Source organism: Pseudomonas graminis (genome assembly GCF_013201545.1).
In the GTDB taxonomy this organism is placed as follows: domain Bacteria; phylum Pseudomonadota; class Gammaproteobacteria; order Pseudomonadales; family Pseudomonadaceae; genus Aquipseudomonas.
On the sequence record NZ_CP053746.1, the window covers coordinates 2467654 to 2488008 of the forward strand.

Annotated in this window: 18 protein-coding genes and 2 tRNA genes; 18 read left to right on the forward strand and 2 right to left on the reverse strand. The window is 57.6% G+C overall.

Annotated elements, in window-relative coordinates; translation table 11 throughout:
- Window positions 1–30 precede the first annotated feature (30 nt).
- The 18 genes from rlmE (at window position 31) to FX982_RS11230 (ending at window position 18445) form a co-directional block, all read left to right on the forward strand.
- Window positions 31–681 carry a 23S rRNA (uridine(2552)-2'-O)-methyltransferase RlmE gene (gene rlmE, locus FX982_RS11145; protein ID WP_065987607.1) on the forward strand — a complete coding sequence of 217 codons (651 nt, stop codon included), beginning with the start codon at window positions 31–33 and terminating at the stop codon, window positions 679–681.
- Window positions 682–870: 189 nt separating this feature from the next.
- Window positions 871–2781 (forward strand): ATP-dependent zinc metalloprotease FtsH, encoded by a 1911-nt coding sequence (gene ftsH / locus FX982_RS11150; RefSeq protein WP_122535421.1) that lies wholly within the window; start codon window positions 871–873, stop codon window positions 2779–2781.
- 8 nt (window positions 2782–2789) lie between these two features.
- On the forward strand, window positions 2790–3641 hold the full coding sequence (gene folP / locus FX982_RS11155) for a dihydropteroate synthase (RefSeq protein ID WP_172610672.1): 852 nt from the start codon (window positions 2790–2792) through the stop codon (window positions 3639–3641).
- Between the two features lie 16 nt (window positions 3642–3657).
- Window positions 3658–5001: a phosphoglucosamine mutase gene (gene glmM, locus FX982_RS11160; protein WP_172610673.1), complete on the forward strand. Its 1344-nt coding sequence runs from the start codon at window positions 3658–3660 to the stop codon at window positions 4999–5001.
- Window positions 5002–5067: 66 nt separating this feature from the next.
- Window positions 5068–5826 (forward strand): triose-phosphate isomerase, encoded by a 759-nt coding sequence (gene tpiA, locus FX982_RS11165; RefSeq protein WP_172610674.1) that lies wholly within the window; start codon window positions 5068–5070, stop codon window positions 5824–5826.
- Window positions 5827–5830: 4 nt separating this feature from the next.
- Complete coding sequence (secG, locus tag FX982_RS11170; protein ID WP_122535425.1) at window positions 5831–6214, forward strand: preprotein translocase subunit SecG; 384 nt, start codon at window positions 5831–5833, stop codon at window positions 6212–6214.
- Between the two features lie 44 nt (window positions 6215–6258).
- Window positions 6259–6344: transfer RNA gene (locus FX982_RS11175), tRNA-Leu, on the forward strand.
- Between the two features lie 97 nt (window positions 6345–6441).
- A tRNA-Met gene (locus FX982_RS11180) sits at window positions 6442–6518 on the forward strand.
- 127 nt (window positions 6519–6645) lie between these two features.
- Window positions 6646–7104 (forward strand): ribosome maturation factor RimP, encoded by a 459-nt coding sequence (gene rimP / locus FX982_RS11185; RefSeq protein ID WP_163022007.1) that lies wholly within the window; start codon window positions 6646–6648, stop codon window positions 7102–7104.
- Between the two features lie 59 nt (window positions 7105–7163).
- Window positions 7164–8645: a transcription termination factor NusA gene (gene nusA / locus FX982_RS11190; protein ID WP_065987602.1), complete on the forward strand. Its 1482-nt coding sequence runs from the start codon at window positions 7164–7166 to the stop codon at window positions 8643–8645.
- A gap of 27 nt (window positions 8646–8672) precedes the next feature.
- Window positions 8673–11201 (forward strand): translation initiation factor IF-2, encoded by a 2529-nt coding sequence (gene infB / locus FX982_RS11195; RefSeq protein WP_172610675.1) that lies wholly within the window; start codon window positions 8673–8675, stop codon window positions 11199–11201.
- A gap of 161 nt (window positions 11202–11362) precedes the next feature.
- The gene (gene rbfA / locus FX982_RS11200) at window positions 11363–11764 is read left to right on the forward strand and encodes a 30S ribosome-binding factor RbfA (RefSeq protein ID WP_122535428.1); all 402 of its coding nucleotides are present in this window, start codon (window positions 11363–11365) and stop codon (window positions 11762–11764) included.
- Between the two features lie 3 nt (window positions 11765–11767).
- Complete coding sequence (truB, locus tag FX982_RS11205) at window positions 11768–12685, forward strand: tRNA pseudouridine(55) synthase TruB (protein WP_065987599.1); 918 nt, start codon at window positions 11768–11770, stop codon at window positions 12683–12685.
- Window positions 12686–12837: 152 nt separating this feature from the next.
- Window positions 12838–13107 (forward strand): 30S ribosomal protein S15, encoded by a 270-nt coding sequence (gene rpsO, locus FX982_RS11210; protein WP_037015114.1) that lies wholly within the window; start codon window positions 12838–12840, stop codon window positions 13105–13107.
- A 172-nt stretch (window positions 13108–13279) separates the two neighbouring features.
- Entirely contained in the window at window positions 13280–15385 is a 2106-nt protein-coding gene (gene pnp, locus FX982_RS11215; protein WP_172610676.1) for a polyribonucleotide nucleotidyltransferase, read from the forward strand.
- 294 nt (window positions 15386–15679) lie between these two features.
- Window positions 15680–16030 (forward strand): BON domain-containing protein, encoded by a 351-nt coding sequence (locus FX982_RS11220; protein WP_122535429.1) that lies wholly within the window; start codon window positions 15680–15682, stop codon window positions 16028–16030.
- Between the two features lie 450 nt (window positions 16031–16480).
- A complete protein-coding gene (locus FX982_RS11225) occupies window positions 16481–17482 on the forward strand; it encodes a response regulator (RefSeq protein WP_172610677.1) in 1002 nt (333 codons plus the stop codon).
- Between the two features lie 3 nt (window positions 17483–17485).
- Window positions 17486–18445 carry a GGDEF domain-containing protein gene (locus tag FX982_RS11230; RefSeq protein ID WP_172610678.1) on the forward strand — a complete coding sequence of 320 codons (960 nt, stop codon included), beginning with the start codon at window positions 17486–17488 and terminating at the stop codon, window positions 18443–18445.
- Between the two features lie 84 nt (window positions 18446–18529).
- Here FX982_RS11230 and FX982_RS11235 read toward each other — a convergent pair whose 3' ends face one another.
- Both FX982_RS11235 and FX982_RS11240 read right to left on the reverse strand, forming a co-directional pair.
- Window positions 18530–19810 carry a TRAP transporter large permease gene (locus FX982_RS11235; RefSeq protein WP_172613031.1) on the reverse strand — a complete coding sequence of 427 codons (1281 nt, stop codon included), beginning with the start codon at window positions 19808–19810 and terminating at the stop codon, window positions 18530–18532.
- Entirely contained in the window at window positions 19810–20337 is a 528-nt protein-coding gene (locus FX982_RS11240; RefSeq protein ID WP_172610679.1) for a TRAP transporter small permease, read from the reverse strand. The genes FX982_RS11235 and FX982_RS11240 overlap by 1 nt, the downstream gene beginning before the upstream one ends.
- Window positions 20338–20355 lie beyond the last annotated feature (18 nt).

The following is a 20355-nucleotide window of genomic DNA, read 5'->3' on the forward strand; positions in this document are numbered from 1 at the left end:
GCGACTCGTCCTAATTTTTTGAGGTGCTCCGTGGCACGTTCCAAAACCAGCCATAACTGGCTTAAAGAACACTTCGACGACAAGTACGTCAAAATGGCGCAGCGGGATGGTTACCGTTCCCGCGCCAGTTACAAGCTTCTCGAGATCCAGGAAAAAGACAAAATCATTCGTCCCGGCATGACGGTCATCGACCTTGGCGCAGCACCAGGGGGCTGGTCCCAAGTGACCAGTCGTCTGATTGGTGGTCAGGGCCGTTTGATTGCATCGGACATTCTGGAAATGGACAGCATCCCCGACGTGACCTTCATCCAGGGGGATTTCACCCAGGATGAAGTGCTCGCCCAGATCCTTGAGGCTGTGGGTAATACGCAGGTAGACCTTGTGATTTCCGACATGGCCCCCAATATGAGTGGATTGAGCGCTGTGGATATGCCGCGCGCGATGTTCCTCTGTGAACTGGCGTTGGATCTGGCCGGCCGTGTACTGCGTCCTGGTGGTGATTTCCTGATCAAGGTCTTCCAGGGTGAGGGCTTTGACGTGTACCACAAGGACATCCGCAAGTTGTTCGACAAGGTGCAGATGCGCAAGCCTTTGTCGTCGCGGGACCGGTCCAGGGAGCAATATTTGTTGGGTCGCGGGTTTCGCGGCATAGAAGGATCGGCAAGCGATGAGCGCCTTTGATCAAGCGATAGCTTTTTTCAAATAGCTTAATCAAGGGAGCGTAACCAACATCGCGTAGTCAAAGTTTCACAAAGGGTTACAGACGCCGCCTGCCACGCCTGTAGGATCTGTAGTACGTTAGGCCGGTAAATATCATGCGAGGCACGCTCCAGCGTGGAGCTTGCTTCAGAGGGTAGCTAATTGAACGATATGGCAAAGAATTTGATCCTGTGGTTGATCATCGCGGCGGTTCTCGTGACCGTGATGAACAACTTCTCCAGTCCTAACGAGCCGCAGACCCTCAACTATTCCGAATTCATCCAGCAGGTGAAGGACGGCAAGGTGGAGAAGGTTGCCGTTGACGGTTACGTCATCACCGGCAAGCGCAGCGATGGCGACTCCTTCAAGACCATCCGACCGGCTATCCAGGATAACGGTCTTATCGGTGATCTGGTCGACAACAACGTAGTGATCGAAGGCAAGCAACCAGAGCAGCAAAGCATCTGGACTCAGCTTCTCGTCGCCAGCTTCCCCATCCTCGTGATTATTGCTGTCTTCATGTTCTTCATGCGCCAGATGCAAGGTGGTGCAGGTGGTAAGGGCGGCCCGATGAGCTTTGGCAAAAGCAAAGCGCGTCTGCTGTCCGAAGATCAGGTGAAGACGACACTGGCTGACGTTGCCGGTTGTGATGAGGCCAAAGAAGAAGTCGGCGAGCTCGTCGAGTTTCTGCGCGACCCGGGCAAGTTCCAGCGCTTGGGTGGTCGCATCCCGCGTGGCGTTCTGATGGTGGGTCCTCCGGGTACTGGTAAAACCTTGTTGGCGAAAGCCATCGCCGGTGAAGCCAAGGTCCCGTTCTTCACGATTTCCGGTTCTGACTTCGTTGAAATGTTCGTCGGTGTTGGTGCAAGCCGGGTCCGTGACATGTTCGAGCAAGCCAAGAAGCATGCGCCTTGCATCATCTTCATCGACGAAATCGATGCGGTAGGTCGCCACCGTGGCGCCGGCATGGGCGGCGGTCATGATGAGCGTGAGCAGACGCTCAACCAGTTGCTGGTTGAGATGGACGGCTTTGAAATGAATGACGGCATCATCGTGATTGCCGCCACCAACCGTCCAGACGTCCTCGACCCGGCACTGCTGCGTCCAGGCCGTTTCGACCGTCAGGTAGTCGTGGGCTTGCCCGACATCCGTGGTCGTGAACAGATTCTCAAAGTACACATGCGTAAAGTGCCAATGGGTGACGACGTTCAGCCAGGTGTTATTGCTCGTGGTACTCCTGGGTTCTCCGGTGCCGACTTGGCAAACCTGGTCAACGAGGCATCGCTGTTTGCCGCTCGTACCGGCAAGCGCATCGTCGAGATGAAAGAATTCGAGTTGGCGAAAGACAAGATCATGATGGGCGCCGAGCGCAAGTCGATGGTCATGTCCGACAAAGAGAAGCGGAACACGGCTTACCACGAGGCAGGTCACGCAATCGTTGGTCGCGTCGTGCCAGAGCATGATCCGGTGTACAAGGTGTCGATCATCCCTCGCGGTCGTGCGTTGGGTGTCACGATGTTCCTCCCGGAGGAGGATCGCTACAGTCTGTCCAAGCGTGCATTGATCAGTCAGATCTGCTCGCTGTACGGTGGGCGTATTGCGGAAGAAATGACACTGGGCTTCGATGGCGTGACCACCGGTGCTTCCAACGACATCATGCGGGCCAGCCAGATCGCTCGGAACATGGTCACCAAGTGGGGTCTTTCCGAGAAGCTGGGTCCGTTGATGTATTCGGACGAAGACGAAGGCGGGTACCTCGGTCGTGGTGGCGGCGGTCAAAATTCCAGCCTCTCAGGTGACACGGCACGTCTTATCGACTCTGAAGTGCGCAGCATCATTGATCAGTGCTACGGCACGGCCAGACAGATCCTCACGGATAATCGTGACAAGCTGGAAGCAATGGCTGATGCGCTGATGAAGTACGAAACCATCGATGCCGAACAAATCGATGACATCATGGCAGGCCGCACACCGCGTGAGCCTCGTGATTGGGAAGGTGGCTCCGGAGATTCCGGTACTCCAATCGCACCTGTAGGTCCGCGTCCGGAATCGCCGATTGGCGGCCCTGCTGCCGAACACTAAGGTCTGACATGACTTCTGCGCTTCACCCGACCCGGTTGCCTTGCGGCAACCGGGTTCTTGATTTATCCCGCACGCATGTGATGGGAATCCTCAATATCACTCCTGATTCGTTCTCGGACGGCGGGCGCTTTGCGCAGCGCGACCTCGCGTTGCGTCATGCCGAAGCGATGATGCTGGCGGGCGCGACCTTGATCGATGTCGGTGGAGAGTCGACTCGCCCTGGTGCGCGATCTGTTTCTCCTGTTGAAGAACTGGAGCGTGTGGCGCCTGTCGTCGAGGCGATCAGCGCCGAGCTGGATGTCATTATCTCAGTGGATACCTCAACGCCGTCCGTCATTCGCGAGACGGCGCGACTGGGGGCAGGCCTCATCAACGATGTTCGCTCGCTGCGTCGAGACGGGGCGCTGGACGCCGCTGTAGCGACGGGTTTGCCTGTTTGCCTCATGCACATGCGCGGCGAGCCTACGGACATGCAGAATGATCCTCACTACACAGACCTGGTCGCCGAGGTCAGTGCATTCTTGCGCGAGCGCATGGAGCAGTGCGTCGCGGCAGGCATTCCGGTTGAGAACATCATCCTCGATCCGGGATTCGGGTTTGCCAAAACCCTCGAGCATAATCTGAGCCTCTTCAAGCATATGGAGGCGCTCCATGCTTTGGGCCGTCCGCTGCTGGTCGGCGTCTCTCGCAAGAGCATGATCGGCAAGGTTCTCGACAAGCCTGTTGATCAGCGTCTAAATGGTGCGCTGGCGCTGGCCGCCATGGCGATGGCCAAAGGCGCAAAAATCCTGCGTGTGCATGACGTCCCGGAGACGGTAGACGTGGTGCGTATGATTGCTGCTGTTGAATCAGCTAAATAAGAAATCTGGAGCACCCATGAGCACAAAAAAATACTTCGGTACCGACGGTATCCGCGGACGTGTAGGCCAATTCCCGATCACCCCTGATTTCATGCTGAAATTGGGATGGGCAGCAGGGATGGCCTTCCGGAAAATGGGCGCATGCCGGATCCTGGTCGGCAAGGACACACGTATTTCGGGCTACATGTTCGAGTCGGCGCTTGAGGCAGGTTTGTCCGCAGCCGGAGCGGATGTGATGCTGCTGGGTCCGATGCCGACGCCTGCGATTGCTTATCTGACGCGTACGTTTCATGCCGAAGCGGGCATCGTGATCAGTGCGTCGCACAACCCGCACTACGACAACGGCATCAAATTTTTCTCCGGGCAGGGCACCAAGTTGCCTGATGAAATCGAACTCATGATCGAAGAGCTCCTCGACTCGCCTATGACGGTCGAGGAGTCAGATAAGCTAGGCAAAGTGTCGCGTATCAACGACGCTGCGGGCCGTTATATCGAATTTTGTAAGAGCAGTGTTCCGACCAGTACTGATTTTGAGGGGCTGAAGCTCGTTGTCGATTGCGCCCACGGTGCAACGTACAAAGTGGCGCCGAATGTGTTCCGTGAGCTTGGCGCCGAGGTGACCGTGCTGTCGGCGGCCCCTAACGGGCTCAACATCAATGACAACTGCGGCTCCACCCACATGGAAGCGCTGCAGGCTGCCGTTGTTGAGCATGGCGCTGACTTGGGCATCGGTTTTGACGGTGATGGCGACCGCGTGCTGATGGTCGACCACACCGGCGCGATCGTCGATGGCGATGAACTGCTTTACATCATCGCGCGTGACCTACAGGAGCGAGGCCAGTTGCAGGGAGGTGTCGTCGGCACCCTGATGAGCAACCTCGGGCTGGAGCTGGCACTTGCGGATCTTGACATCCCGTTCGTGCGCGCCAACGTGGGCGACCGTTATGTCATCGCCGAGCTGCTGGAGCGTGACTGGCAGGTGGGCGGCGAGAACTCGGGTCATGTCGTGTGCTTCCGGCATACCACGACGGGGGATGCGATCATCGCCGCGCTTCAGGTACTGCTGTCGATGAAGCGTACCGGTCAGAGCCTCGCGCAATCGCGTTCAGGTTTGAAGAAATGCCCTCAGGTACTGATTAACGTGCGCTTTGAGGGTGGAGGTGTTGATCCGGTCAAGCACCCTGCTGTCATTGAAGCGTGTGACCGCGTGACCGCCGCCATGGGCGGGCGTGGGCGTGTACTTCTGCGCAAGTCCGGTACCGAGCCGCTGGTCCGGGTAATGGTCGAGGGCGAGGACGAAACCCTGGTCCGCGGGTATGCCGATGAACTGGCAAAACTGGTTGCTGAAGTTTGCGCCTGATTTCGGCTTGCCAGTGTTGAAACTGTTGGGTAACATCTGCGCCCACTTTGACCGACGAGGTACAGCATGCGTCGCCCTATGGTAGCTGGTAACTGGAAGATGCACGGTACCCGCGCCAGCGTCGCTGAGCTGATCGAGGGTCTTGCAAATCTCGCCCTTCCGGGTGGCGTAGTAGATGTGGCGGTCTTCCCGCCTAGCCTGCACGTGAGTCTTGTGGTTGATTGCCTGGAAGGGCAGTCGATCTCTGTCGGTGCGCAGAATTGCGCTCATCAGGCAGGCCAGGGCGCGTTGACTGGAGAGGTGTCGTCGACTCAGTTGGCGGATGCAGGTTGCAAGTTTGTGCTTGTCGGGCACTCTGAGCGTCGCCAGATAATGGGCGAGAGCAATGAGGTGCTTAATCGCAAGTTCGAGGCCGTCCAGGCGGCAGGTCTGACGCCGATACTGTGTATCGGTGAGACGCTCGAAGAGCGCAAGGCGGGCAAGACGCTTGAAGTTGTCGGGCAGCAGCTGGACAGCATCATCGAGGAGCTTGGCATCGGTGCTTTCGTTAATGCGGTAGTTGCTTATGAGCCAGTCTGGGCCATCGGTACCGGATTGACTGCCTCGCCGGAACAGGCTCAGGAAGTGCACGCAGCGATTCGTGCGCAGTTGATGAAAGAGAATTCTGAAGTCGCACAAGGTGTGCGTCTTCTATATGGCGGCAGCGTGAAGGCGGCCAATGCGGTCGAACTGTTCGGCATGCCGGATATCGATGGAGGCCTCATTGGTGGCGCCTCCCTGAATGCAGATGAGTTCGGTGCGATCATTCGCGCCGCGGGAAACTGAAAAAATGCTGGAAACAGTCGTAGTCGTTCTTCATCTGCTGGGTGCACTGGGCGTTGTTGCTCTGGTTTTGCTGCAGCAGGGTAAAGGTGCCGACGCTGGCGCATCATTTGGAGCAGGTGCATCAAATACTGTGTTCGGTGGACAAGGTTCCTCTACCTTTCTCAGTAAACTTACTGCTATACTTGCCGCCTGTTTCTTCATGACTAGCTTAGGGTTAGGTTACTTTGCTAAAGAGAAAGCTCACCAGCTGACTCAAGTAGGTTTGCCAAATCCAGCTGTACTGGAAGTGAAACAAAAGCCGGCAGCAGATGATGTTCCGGTTCTGGAAGGGCAACAGAAACCAGCTGCAGTACCTGCTGATGTTCCTGTCACTCCAGAGCAAAAGTAATAACGGATTCGCAGCTGTTTTTGGGGCTGCAAAAGAGTTGTAATGCCGAGGTGGTGGAATTGGTAGACACGCAACCTTGAGGTGGTTGTGCCCATAGGGTGTAGGGGTTCGAGTCCCCTTCTCGGTACCAATTAACAAGAAAGCCCGCAGTAGCGGGCTTTCTTGTAGGTGGATGTGTCGGATTGACCCAAATTTGGATCGGTCGTATACTTCCGCCCCAGCTTTGTCGCGGGGTGGAGCAGTCTGGTAGCTCGTCGGGCTCATAACCCGAAGGTCGTTGGTTCAAATCCAGCCCCCGCAACCAGTTTTAGCGGAGCCCCTTTTCAGGGGCTTTTTGTTAGCTGGACACTTTATGACGCCGCTTTTCGCCGGCGTTTTCATGATTGGGCTTTTGCCCATTTTTTATTTGCAGCATGCACGAGGGGGTTCAGGTGTCGAGCAAGCTAGAAGAGTTGCAGGCCTTGTTGGCCCCGGTGGTCGTGGCCCTAGGCTATGAATGCTGGGGTATCGAGTATTCGTCTCAAGGGCGTCACTCGATGTTGCGCGTCTATATCGATAAAGAAGGCGGCGTGTTGGTGGACGATTGCGCGATCGTCAGCCGTCAGATCAGCGGTATTCTGGATGTGGAAGATCCGATCAGCTCCGAATACACGCTCGAAGTTTCCTCTCCAGGCATGGAACGCCCACTGTTCACGATTGAGCAGTTTGCCGAGTTTGCCGGGGCACAAGTGAAGATAAAGCTGCGTTCGCCGTTTGAAGGTCGACGCAACTTTCAAGGCCTTCTCCGCGGGGTGGAGGAGCAGGACGTCGTGGTTCAGGTTGAAGATCACGAGTTTCTGTTGCCGATCGATCTGATCGACAAAGCCAACATTATTCCCACGTTTGACTAAGACGTGCCAGATACAGCGGATCCCGCGGATCCAATGGCTTGCGAAAGGCGAGGCGTACGATGAGCAAAGAAGTATTGCTGGTTGTTGAATCGGTATCCAATGAAAAAGGCGTACCGGCCGATGTGATTTTTGAAGCGCTTGAGATAGCTCTGGCCACGGCCACCAAGAAGCGTTTTGAAGATGAAGTAGACCTGCGTGTCGAGATTAATCGTCAAACAGGTGCCTATGAGACTTTCCGTCGCTGGACCGTCGTCGAAGAAGACGACCTCGACGACCCGGCTATCGAAACGTGGCCGAGCAAAGTTGCCCTGACGCACCCGGGCGCCAACGTTGGCGACGTAGTAGAAGAAAAGATCGATTCCATCGAGTTCGGCCGCATCGCCGCGCAAACTGCCAAGCAAGTCATTGTGCAGAAAGTTCGCGAAGCTGAGCGAGCTCAAGTCGTGGACGCCTACCGTGAGCGTCTGGGCGAAATCATTTCCGGCACTGTTAAAAAAGTTACACGTGACAATGTCATCGTCGACCTTGGTAACAATGCCGAAGCTCTGCTGGCGCGTGAAGACATCATTTCGCGGGAGACTTTCCGCGTGGGTGTCCGCGTCCGTGCATTGCTCAAAGAGATCCGCACCGAAAACCGCGGCCCTCAGTTGATCCTGTCGCGTACCGCGCCGGAAATGCTGATCGAGCTGTTCCGGATTGAAGTTCCGGAAATCGCCGAAGGACTCATTGAGGTGATGGCTGCCTCCCGTGATCCTGGTTCGCGTGCAAAGATCGCAGTTCGCTCCAAGGACAAACGCATTGACCCGCAAGGCGCGTGCATCGGCATGCGTGGTTCTCGCGTGCAGGCTGTTTCCGGCGAGTTGGGCGGCGAACGTGTGGATATCGTGCTTTGGGACGATAACCCGGCGCAGTTCGTCATCAACGCCATGTCGCCTGCCGAAGTGGCAGCGATCATCGTTGATGAAGATGCCCACGCCATGGACATCGCTGTAGGCGCAGACAACCTCGCCCAGGCGATTGGCCGTGGTGGCCAGAACGTGCGTCTGGCCAGTCAGCTGACTGGCTGGACCCTTAACGTGATGACCGAATCGGACATCCAGGCCAAGCAGCAAGCGGAAACCGGCGACATCCTGCGCAACTTTATCGACGAGCTGGAAGTCGATGAGGATCTCGCTCAGGTTCTGGTAGACGAAGGCTTCACCAGCCTGGAAGAGATTGCCTACGTACCGTTGGAAGAAATGCTCAACATCGACGGCTTTGACGAAGACACCGTCAACGAGCTTCGCGCTCGTGCCAAGGATCGTTTGTTGACTAAAGCCATCGCTACTGAGGAAAAGCTGGCAGACGCCCATCCGGCCGAAGACCTGCTCTCGCTTGAGGGTATGGACAAGGATTTGGCGATGGAACTGGCGGTGCGCGGCGTAATTACCCGCGAAGACCTGGCCGAGCAGTCTATTGACGATCTGCTCGACATCGACGGCATTGACGATGATCGTGCCGGCAAGTTGATCATGGCCGCCCGAGCCCATTGGTTCGAGTAAGTAGATGCGGCCTGAGGAGAGAAGTGCATGACGCAAGTCACGGTGAAAGAACTGGCCAAGACGGTCGACACACCGGTAGAGCGCCTGTTACAGCAGATGCGTGAGGCAGGTTTGCCGCACAACGCCGCCGAACAAGTTGTGACCGATATCGAAAAGCAAGCCCTGTTGACGCACCTGAAAAGCGGTCACAAGGCCAAGGTGGAAGAACCGCGCAAGATCACTTTGCAGCGCAAGACCACCAGTACCCTTCGCGTTGCTGGCAGCAAAAGCATCAGCGTTGAAGTACGTAAAAAGAAAGTCTTTGTTCAGCGCAGCCCGGAAGAAATCGAAGCCGAACGCAAGCGCGAGCTGGACGAACGTCGTGCGGTAGAAAACGCCGCTCGTCAAAAGGCTGAAGAAGAATCCCGCCAGCGTGCCGAAGAAGAAGCGCGCCGTCAGCCTTCGTCGGGTGCCCCCGCTGCCGAGGCTGTTGCAGCGCCGGCACCGGCTCCGCAAGCTGCCGAGCCAGCTCGGGAGGCTCCGGCTGCGGCACCTGCTGCACCTGTCGCCGATCGCAAGAAAGACGAACAGCGTCGCCCTGACAAACCACGCAACGACGATAACAATCGTCGCAGCGGCGGCGGTGGTGACGGCGATCGCAAGAACGCCCCGCATCGCGCATCGGTCAAGGAAAAGGCGCCAACGCCACGCGTTGCTCCTCGTACTACCGACGAAGAAAGCGATGGCTTCCGTCGCGGCGGTCGCGGCAAGGCCAAGCTGAAGAAGCGTAATGCTCACGGTTTCCAGAGCCCTACCGGTCCTCTGGTTCGTGAAGTGAAGATCGGCGAAACCATCAGCGTGGGCGATCTCGCTCAGCAGATGTCGGTCAAAGCTGCCGAGATCATCAAGTTCATGTTCAAGCTGGGTACTCCGGCCACCATCAACCAGGTTCTGGATCAGGAGACTGCCCAGCTGGTCGCTGAAGAACTGGGCCACAAAGTGACCCTGGTCAGCGACACCGCGCTGGAAGATTCCCTGGCCGAGTCCCTGAAGTTTGAAGGTGAGACGTTCTCCCGTGCGCCGGTTGTAACGGTCATGGGTCACGTTGACCACGGTAAAACTTCGCTGCTCGACTACATCCGACGCGCCAAGGTGGCTGCTGGCGAAGCCGGTGGTATCACCCAGCACATCGGTGCATACCACGTAGAAACCGAGCGTGGCATGGTGACGTTCCTCGATACCCCGGGTCACGCTGCGTTTACCGCAATGCGTGCCCGTGGTGCCAAGGCAACCGACATCGTGATTCTGGTTGTCGCTGCAGACGACGGCGTGATGCCGCAGACCATCGAAGCCGTGCAACACGCCAAGGCTGCCGGTGTTCCGCTGGTCGTAGCCGTTAACAAAATCGACAAACCGGGCGCCGACCTGGACCGTATCCGCAGTGAGCTGTCCGTTCACGGCGTAACGTCCGAAGAGTGGGGCGGCGAGACACCTTTCGTCTCGGTCTCCGCGAAGATGGGTACCGGCGTGGACGAGCTGCTTGAAGCCGTTCTGCTGCAGGCCGAAGTTCTGGAATTGATGGCAACGCCGTCGGCTCCGGGTCGTGGTGTTGTGGTTGAATCGCGTCTGGACAAGGGCCGTGGCCCGGTTGCCACTGTTCTGGTTCAGGACGGTACGCTGCGTCAGGGCGACATGGTTCTGGTTGGCTCCAACTACGGTCGCGTTCGGGCAATGCTCGACGAGAACGGCAAGCCAATCAAGGAAGCCGGTCCGTCGATCCCTGTCGAGATTCTCGGCCTGGATGGTACGCCGGACGCTGGCGACGAGATGAGCGTTGTTGCCGACGAGAAGAAAGCCCGTGAAGTGGCTCTGTTCCGTCAAGGCAAGTTCCGCGAAGTCAAGCTGGCCCGTGCTCACGCCGGCAAGCTGGAAAACATCTTCGAGAACATGGGTCAGGAAGAGAAGAAGACGCTCAACATCGTCCTCAAATCCGATGTCCGTGGTTCTCTGGAAGCGTTGCAGGGTGCCTTGAATGGCCTGGGTAACGACGAAGTGCAAGTGCGTGTAGTGGGCGGCGGTGTCGGTGGTATCACCGAAAGCGACGCCAACCTGGCACTGGCCTCCAACGCTGTACTGTTCGGCTTCAACGTGCGTGCCGATGCTGGCGCGCGCAAGATCGTCGAGCAGGAAGGTCTGGATATGCGTTACTACAACGTCATCTACGACATCATCGAAGACGTCAAGAAGGCCCTCACCGGTATGCTTGGCAGTGACGTTCGGGAGAATATCCTGGGTATCGCTGAAGTCCGCGACGTGTTCCGCTCGCCGAAATTCGGCGCGATCGCCGGTTGCATGGTCATCGAAGGCGTTGTCTTCCGTAACCGTCCAATCCGTGTACTGCGTGAAGACATCGTTATCTTCGAAGGCGAGCTGGAATCCCTGCGCCGCTTCAAGGATGACGCTTCCGAAGTACGTGCCGGCATGGAATGCGGTATCGGCGTCAAGAGCTACAACGACGTCAAGGTCGGTGACAAGATCGAAGTCTTCGAGAAGGTCCAAGTGGCTCGCAGCCTCTAAATCGCGAGCTTCAGGAGTCGTGGCTTGCGCCGCATGAAAATGCCAGGCGTCGGTCATGGACTCTAAACGCAACGCCCGGTCCGGCTCTCGCCAGGCCGGGCGTTTGCCGCTTTCAGACCACATGGCTTTTGCCATGGGTCAGCAGTGACAGGTAACAAGACATGGCAAAAGAATACAGCCGTACCCAACGTATCGGCGATCAGATGCAGCGTGAGCTGGCACAGCTGATCCGTCGTGAAATCAAAGACCCCCGCGTGGGTTTGGTCACCATCACCGCCGTCGACGTCAGCCGTGATGTCGGTCACGCGAAAATCTTCATGACCGTGATGGGTCAGGACAGCGCCGAAGAGATCGCGCAGTCGATCAAAGTGCTCAACGCCGCTGCAGGCTTCCTGCGTATGCAACTGGCGCGTGAGATGAAGCTGCGCAGCGTTCCGCAGCTGCATTTCCATTACGACGAAAGCGTTGCCCGTGGCGCGCACTTGTCGGCCTTGATCGAGCGTGCCGTGGCTGAAGATGGTCAGCACCAAGCCGCACCCAAGCAAGACGGTCCGGAGGAATAAGGCGTGGCTCAGGTCAAGCGTATTCGCCGTAACGTCAGCGGGATCATCCTGCTCGACAAGCCGCTGGGCTTCACGTCCAACGCCGCGCTACAAAAAGTGCGCTGGTTGCTCAACGCAGAAAAAGCCGGCCACACCGGCAGTCTTGATCCGCTGGCGACCGGCGTTCTGCCGCTGTGCTTCGGTGAGGCGACAAAGTTTTCGCAGTACCTGCTCGACTCCGACAAGGGTTATGAAACCCTGATGCAGCTCGGCAAGACCACCACCACGGCCGACGCCGAGGGTGAGGTTCTGCAAACGCGGCCTGTGACCGTTGGTCGCTCGGATATCGAAGCAGTGCTTCCGGCATTTCGCGGGGATATCAGTCAGATACCGCCGATGTACTCCGCCCTCAAGCGGGACGGTCAGCCGTTATACAAGCTGGCCCGGGCTGGGGAAGTGGTGGAGCGCGAACCGCGTTCTGTTACTATTGCGCGCCTGGAATTATTGGCGTGTGAAGGTGAGACCGCTCGTTTGGCTGTCGACTGCACCAAAGGCACCTATATTCGTACGCTTGTGGAAGATATCGGTGAGAAGCTGGGCTGCGGTGCATACGTCGCTCAGTTGCGTCGCACCCAGGCCGGCCCTTTCACGCTGGCCCAGACGGTAACGCTGGAAGAGCTGGAAGCGGTGCATGCCGAAGGCGGTAATGAGGCGGTCGATCGCTTCCTGATGCCATCGGACAGCGGGTTGCTGGATTGGCCGTTGTTGCAGTTCTCGGAGCACAGTTCGTTTTACTGGTTGCATGGTCAGCCAGTCAGAGCCCCCGACGCGCCGAAGTTTGGCATGGTGCGGGTGCAGGATCATGAAGGACGCTTCATCGGGATCGGTGAAGTGAGTGAGGACGGGCGCATTGCGCCGCGTCGACTGATTCGGTCAGAGTGACCGGACCCGTCGCGGCAGGGTGTCCTGGCACGGCGGTACGAGGGTGGCTGTTAACAGGCATGGTCACTCCTCACATTTAAATACGAGAGTCAGCTCTCGGCCTGTTGAAGCCGTCTCCCAGGAGCGGTTTCTTGATAAAAAGGAATGCCCAAATGGCACTCAGCGTTGAAGATAAAGCTCAGATCGTAACCGACTACCAGCAAGCTGTTGGTGATACTGGTTCGCCAGAAGTGCAAGTTGCACTGCTGACCGCCAACATCAACAAACTGCAAGGCCACTTCAAGGCCAACGGTAAGGATCACCACTCCCGTCGTGGTTTGATCCGTATGGTAAACCAGCGTCGCAAGTTGCTGGATTACCTGAAAGGTAAGGACGTTAGCCGTTACAGCGCCCTGATCGGTCGTCTGGGTCTGCGTCGCTAATAACGACTCGGATAGAGGTTGGTTGTTCGTCATGCTCCGCTGGTTTTACCAGTGGGCTGGCGGGCTCCCAGCCTCTAGTTGTATCTGGGCTGCCGAAGGGTCCGATTCCCCTCGCTGCCCAAGAATTCGCAAGAAACCAGTTCCCCAAGAGCCACAAAGAAGGTAGGAAACCGTGAACCCGGTAATCAAGAAATTTCAATTCGGTCAATCGACCGTAACCCTCGAGACTGGCCGCATTGCCCGTCAAGCCTCTGGTGCTGTATTGGTCACCGTTGACGACGACGTCACCGTTCTCGTGACTGTGGTCGGCGCCAAGCATGCAGACGCGAGCAAAGGCTTTTTCCCTCTTTCCGTTCACTACCAGGAAAAGACCTACGCCGCTGGCAAGATCCCTGGTGGTTTCTTCAAGCGTGAAGGCCGTCCTTCCGAAAAAGAAACACTGACCTCGCGTTTGATCGACCGTCCGATCCGCCCACTGTTTCCGGAAGGCTTCATGAACGAAGTGCAGGTTGTCTGCACTGTCGTCTCCACCAGCAAGAAAACCGATCCGGACGTCGCTGCGATGATCGGTACGTCCGCTGCCCTGGCAATCTCCGGCATTCCGTTCGACGGCCCGATCGGTGCCGCGCGCGTTGCTTTCCACGAGAGCACCGGCTACCTGCTGAACCCGACTTACGAGCAACTGAAAGCATCGAGCCTGGACATGGTCGTTGCCGGTACCGAAGAAGCGGTACTGATGGTTGAATCGGAAGCCAAAGAACTGACCGAAGACCAGATGCTGGGCGCTGTGCTGTTCGCCCACGACGAATTCCAGTCGGTTATCAAGGCCGTCAAAGAGCTGGCCGCCGAAGCTGCCAATCCAACCTGGAATTGGGCGCCGAAAGCCGAAGCCACTGAACTGCTGGGCGCCATCCGCTCCGAGTTCGGCGCAGCGATCTCCGAGGCCTACACCATCACCGTCAAGGCCGATCGTTATGCTCGCCTGGGTGAGCTGAAGGATCAGATCGTTGCCAAGCTGGCTGTTGAAGACGGCAGCCCGTCCGCAAGTGAAGTGAAAGCAGCCTTCGGCGAAATCGAATACCGCACCGTTCGCGAGAACATCGTCAACGGCAAGCCGCGTATCGATGGTCGCGACACCAAGACTGTGCGTCCGCTGAACATCGAAGTCGGCGTTCTGCCGAAGACTCACGGTTCTGCACTGTTCACCCGTGGCGAGACTCAGGCGCTGGTCGTGGCCACCCTGGGTACTGCGCGTGACGCTCAGTTGCTCGACACCCTCGAAGGCGAGAAAAAAGACCCGTTCATGCTGCACTACAACTTCCCTCCGTTCTCGGTGGGCGAGTGTGGTCGCATGGGTGGCGCAGGTCGTCGTGAAATCGGTCACGGCCGTCTGGCCCGCCGTTCGGTTCAGGCCATGCTGCCTGCTGCCGACGTATTCCCGTACACCATTCGTGTCGTATCGGAAATCACCGAGTCCAACGGTTCCAGCTCCATGGCTTCGGTCTGTGGTGCTTCGCTGGCCCTGATGGACGCTGGTGTTCCGATGAAGGCGCCGGTTGCCGGTATCGCCATGGGTCTGGTTAAAGAAGGCGAGAAGTTCGCCATCCTGACCGACATCCTGGGTGACGAAGACCACCTGGGCGACATGGACTTCAAAGTGGCCGGTACCGCCAAAGGTGTGACCGCGCTGCAGATGGACATCAAGATCAAGGGCATCACCGAAGAGATCATGGAGATCGCTTTGGGTCAGGCGCTGGAAGCGCGTCTGAACATCCTGGGTCAGATGAACACCATCATCGGTCAGTCGCGCACCGAGCTGTCGGAAAACGCGCCGACCATGATCGCGATGAAGATCGACACCGACAAGATCCGTGACGTGATCGGCAAAGGCGGCGCGACCATCCGTGCCATCTGCGAAGAGACCAAAGCGTCGATCGATATCGAAGACGACGGCTCGATCAAGATCTTCGGCGAAACCAAGGAAGCGGCTGAAGCTGCACGTCAGCGCGTTCTGGGTATTACCGCTGAAGCCGAGATCGGCAAGATCTACGTTGGCAAGGTCGAGCGCATTGTCGACTTCGGCGCGTTCGTCAACATCCTGCCGGGCAAAGACGGTCTGGTGCACATCTCCATGTTGAGCGACGCTCGCGTTGAGAAAGTCACCGACATCTTGAAAGAAGGTCAGGAAGTCGAAGTGCTGGTACTGGACGTGGATAACCGCGGCCGCATCAAGCTGTCGATCAAAGACGTCGCAGCTGCCAAGGCGTCGGGGGTTTAAACCCTCTCTCCTGTAGCTGATAAAAAGAGCCCTTCGGGGCTCTTTTTTTCGAATGCAATTAATGGCTTAGAAACGAAAACCAGACTACGGCGGCTCGTCAGAACATGCATCTTGCAAGTGGAACTTTCTTAAAGCGGGCAATCTGCACGACAGCTGCGGATCCATGAAAATATAAGTCGTTGATTAATAACGAATATCTCTGTGAGCGCGGGTTGGCACAGCGCTTGCGATATACCAGTAACCCTGCAGCCAACCAGATTGGCGCAGATTCTGAGAAAAACAGGAGTTACCCGTATGAAGAAGTTCGCTATTGCTGCTGCTACCGCCACTGCTCTGACTCTGACTATGGCTAACGTAGCCATGGCTCAGACCTCTGCTCAAGCGCCAATGACTGTAGCTGCAAACGAAGTTGCCAAAACCAAAGAGGCTACCTCTGACACCTGGATCACCACCAAGGTCAAAGCTGACCTGGTAACCGAAAAAGGCATTCCAGGCTCCGACATCAAGGTTGAGACTAACAAAGGCGTGGTTTCCCTGTCGTCGACTGTTGCTGTGACTGAAGCACAGAAAACAACTGCTGTAGCCATCACCAAGAAAATCAAAGGCGTCAAGGCTGTTTCGGCTGATGGCCTGAAAGCTGAGTAATTCCACTCGGTAGAACATGCGGAACCATCGGCTGACAGTGGGAAAGTCGTCAGCTGACTGATTCGCGGTTCATCCGAAGGCCACAGTGATGTGGTCATCAGAAGCCCCGGCGCTCGCGTCGGGGCTTTTTTGTGCGCATATTTCCGCGCGTCTTCCAGCCTGCTCCGCTAGCTCGGGAGCATCTCACGTAGGCTCGGCACTCGCGGTGCGTTACGCTACAGCGCGACTTCCTATCCAAATGAGAGGATGAAATCCACCTGTTCGGAATGATCGAGTTCTGATGAGCACATTACTTGCATATCACGCAGCCCCTTGTGGATTCGGTGTAGAAATTACCCGCAGGCTCAATGCCTTGATCTGCCGTCATCAACTACAGTCTGGTGCGAAGCACTGTTCACCCCGCTGCCTTGCATCGGCCCAGGCCTGAAACTCTTTTGCTGTGAGAAGTAAATGCCCACGATTCCCTTATTGATTTGCGACGACTCCAACATGGCGCGGAAGCAGCTGATGAGATCCTTGCCGCCTGAGTGGGACGTTTCAGTGACCACGGCAACCAATGGCCGTGAAGGGATCGAGGCGATTCGTCAGGGTTTGGGCAGCGTGGTGTTGCTGGATTTGACGATGCCGGACATGGACGGCTACGAGACGTTGGCCGCCATTCGCGCGGAAAGCCTGCAAGCCAGCGTCATTATTGTCTCCGGCGACGTTCAGGAAGAGGCGGTGCGTCGTACCCTCGAACTGGGCGCACTCGCGTTTCTGAAAAAACCGGCCGATCCAGATCAGCTGCAGCAGACCCTTCAGCGGCTGGGCTTGCTGGGGGAGAGCGCCAATCAGTGGGGCGCCCCGGCATTGAGCGTCGACCAGACCCCCATCAGTTTCAATGATGCATTCCGCGAGACCGTGAACGTCGCGATGGGCCGCGCGGCCGCATTGCTGGCGAGGGTGTTAGGGGTGTTTGTGCAACTGCCGGTGCCCAACGTCAATATGCTGGAAGTAGGCGAGTTGCACATGGCGTTGTCCGATGCCCAGGCCAACGACCGGCTCACGGCGGTGTGTCAGGGCTATATCGGTGGCGGCATCGCCGGCGAAGCGCTGTTGTTGTTTCATGACTCGGAAATCGCCGACATGGCGCAGTTGATGAAAATCGACGATGCCGACTACTCTGACATGGAGATGTTGCTGGATCTGTCTTCCATCCTGATCGGAGCCTGCCTGAGCGGCATTGCGGAGGAGCTCGACGTCGCATTTTCCCAAAGCCACCCCCAGGTTCTGGGCTTGCATAGCGGCATTGAAGAGCTGATCCGTCTCAATGAGCGGCGCTGGAAGAAGACGCTGGCTGTGGAGATTAGTTACAGCCTGGAAGGCCATAACATCCATTTCGATCTGTTGATGTTGTTCACCGAGGACTCGGTCGAGCTGCTGTCGCGGAAACTCGCCCATTTGATGAGCTGATTCATGAACGATCGTATCGATTTCAAGGAATTGCACTGGCTGCTTACCGTGACGCAGAACATCGACGTCGGCGTGGTGGTGCTGGATCAGGAATACCGCGTGCAGGTCTGGAACACCTTCATGGAGAACCGTTCCGGGATACTGTCGTATGAAGCGGCGAACCGTTCGTTCTTTTCGTTATTTCCGGAGATCAACGAACGCTGGCTGAAGAACAAGATCGACAGCGTGATTACCCTCGGCACGCCAGCGTTCACGATCTGGGAGCAGCGCCCTTATCTGATTCATTTCAAGAGCTACCAGCCCATCACCGGGCAAGAAGACTTCATGTACCAGAACACCACGATGTATCCCCTGCGGTCGACGACCGGGGCGGTGACCCATGTGTGCCTGGTGATCTACGACGTCACCGATGTGGCGACGAACCGTCTGCAATTGCAGGCGGCCAACCGCGAGCTGCAGAAGCTGTCGAGCACCGACCGCCTGACCAGCCTGTACAACCGCGGCCACTGGGAAGAAGCATTGCGTCTGGAGCATGCACGGCACGTGCGGTACGGCTCGTCGGCGGCTTTGGTGATGTTCGACATCGACCACTTCAAGCGCGTGAATGACACCTTTGGCCATCAATGCGGTGATCGGGTGATCCAGCGGGTGGCGGACGTGGTGCGTGAGCACATCCGTGACGCTGACATCGCCGGCCGTTACGGTGGCGAAGAGTTCGCAGTGCTGCTGCCGGACACCGACAAGCAGGGGGGCGCCATGTTTGCCGAGCGTCTGCGCGCCGCCGTCGAGGCGCTGGACGTCATGCAGGAAGGCGAAGCCATTCATTGCACGATCAGCCTGGGTGTCGCTGACATGACCTCGCCGATGGACGACTACAAGATGCTGATCGAACGGGCGGATCAGGCGCTGTACGAATCCAAGAAAAACGGGCGCAATCGCGTGTCAGTGGATGCCTCGGATTGAAGGCGACTACGCAGGCACCGACAGTAAAACGCCCTCACTAGGAGGGCGTTTTCAGTTCAACAGCTTTTCTTTTTGTCACCGTAATCACAGCACCACGCTTGGCAGCCACAGCGAGATTGCAGGAATGTACGTCACCGCCATCAGTACCAGGAAAAGTGCGACATAGAAGGGAAGCAGCGCTTTCACTGTGGCCTCAATTGTGACCTTGCCCACCGCAGCGCCGACGAAGAGCACGGCCCCCACAGGCGGCGTGATCAAACCGATGCCCAGGTTGACCAGCATGATCATCCCGAAGTGCACCGGATCGACGCCGATGCCGACGATCACCGGCAGCAGAATCGGGGTGAGGATGAGGATCAACGGCGCCATGTCCATTACCGTGCCCAGCAGCAACAACATGACGTTGATGCACATCAGGATCACGTAGCGGTTGTCCGACAGCGTCAGAAACGCCGTGGTGATCTTCATCGGGATTTCCATCAGCGTCAGGATGTAACCGAAGCTGGCGGCGAAACCGATCAGGATCATCACGATGGAAACCGTGCGCACGGCCCGATGCATCAGCTTTGGCAGGTCGCGCCATTTGTAATCGCGGTAGATGAACATGGTGACGAAGAACGCCCACAGCACTGCGATCGCTGCGGACTCCGTGGCCGTGAACACGCCCGACAAAATGCCGCCCAGGATGATCACCATCGCCATCATGCCCCACAGGGCTTCACCGGCGATTTTCAACGCCTTGCGCAGCGGTATCACCTCGCCTTTCGGGTAATTACGCTTACGGGCGAAGATCATGCACAGCACCATCATCACGGCGCTGAGCAACAGGCCTGGCATGATCCCGGCCATGAACAGCGACGCGATCGACACCGTGCCACCGGCGGCCAGCGAGTACAGTACCGAGTTATGGCTGGGCGGTGTCAGCAATGCTTGCACTGAACCACTCACCGTCACCGCCGTAGAGAAGTCCCGCGGATAGCCGTTGCGCTCCATCTCCGGAATCAGCACCGAACCCACGGACGCCGTGTCGGCAACCGACGAGCCGGAGATGGCGCCGAAGAACGTCGAGGCAACGATGTTCACCAGCGACAGGCCGCCGCGCACGAAGCCCACCAGAACACCGGCGAACGCCACGAGCCGACGGGACATCCCGCCCTCGGCCATGATCGCGCCGGCCAGTACGAAGAACGGGATCGCCAGCAACGAGAACTTGTTCACGCCACCCGCGACTTGAATCATCAGCGCGTCGAACGGGATCTCGATCCACCACGCGCCGATCAGTGCAGACAGGCCGAGGGCGAACGCCACCGGCATGCCGATCAGGATCAGTGCGATGAAGCTGCCCAACAGAATAAATGCGTCCATCATGCTGCCTCTTCGCTGGATTCGACCACGTCGTAACTCACCACCCGACGGTGACGCTGGTCCCCCAGAAACAGCTTCTCCAAAACGAAAATCAGCGTCAGTACGCCGCCGATGGGAATCGGCAGATAGGAGATGCCAACCCGCAGCGCAGGCATCTCGCCCAGAAACTGGTTCCAGGTGTTCAGGCACAGCTTCATGCCCTTGACCGCCATGAACACGCAGACCACCGCCATGAGAAGTTGCACCAGCACAGCGGCGGCGTTACGCGCGGCTTCCGGCAAGCGGTCGGTGGCCATATTCACGGCCATGTGCGCGCCGGCCCGATAACTCGCGGCGGCGCCGAAAAAGGTGAACACCACCATCAGCAGAATGGCGGTCGGTTCCGGCCAGCTGGAGCCGGTGCCCAGGACGTAGCGGGCGAAGATGCCCCACGGAATGATCAGCGCCATGGTCAGCATCGACAGGCCCGCGATCCCGATGCAGAGGCGATACAGTGCGTCATTGAAGCGCAGAATCGTGTTTTTCATAGGCTCACCACAACGACG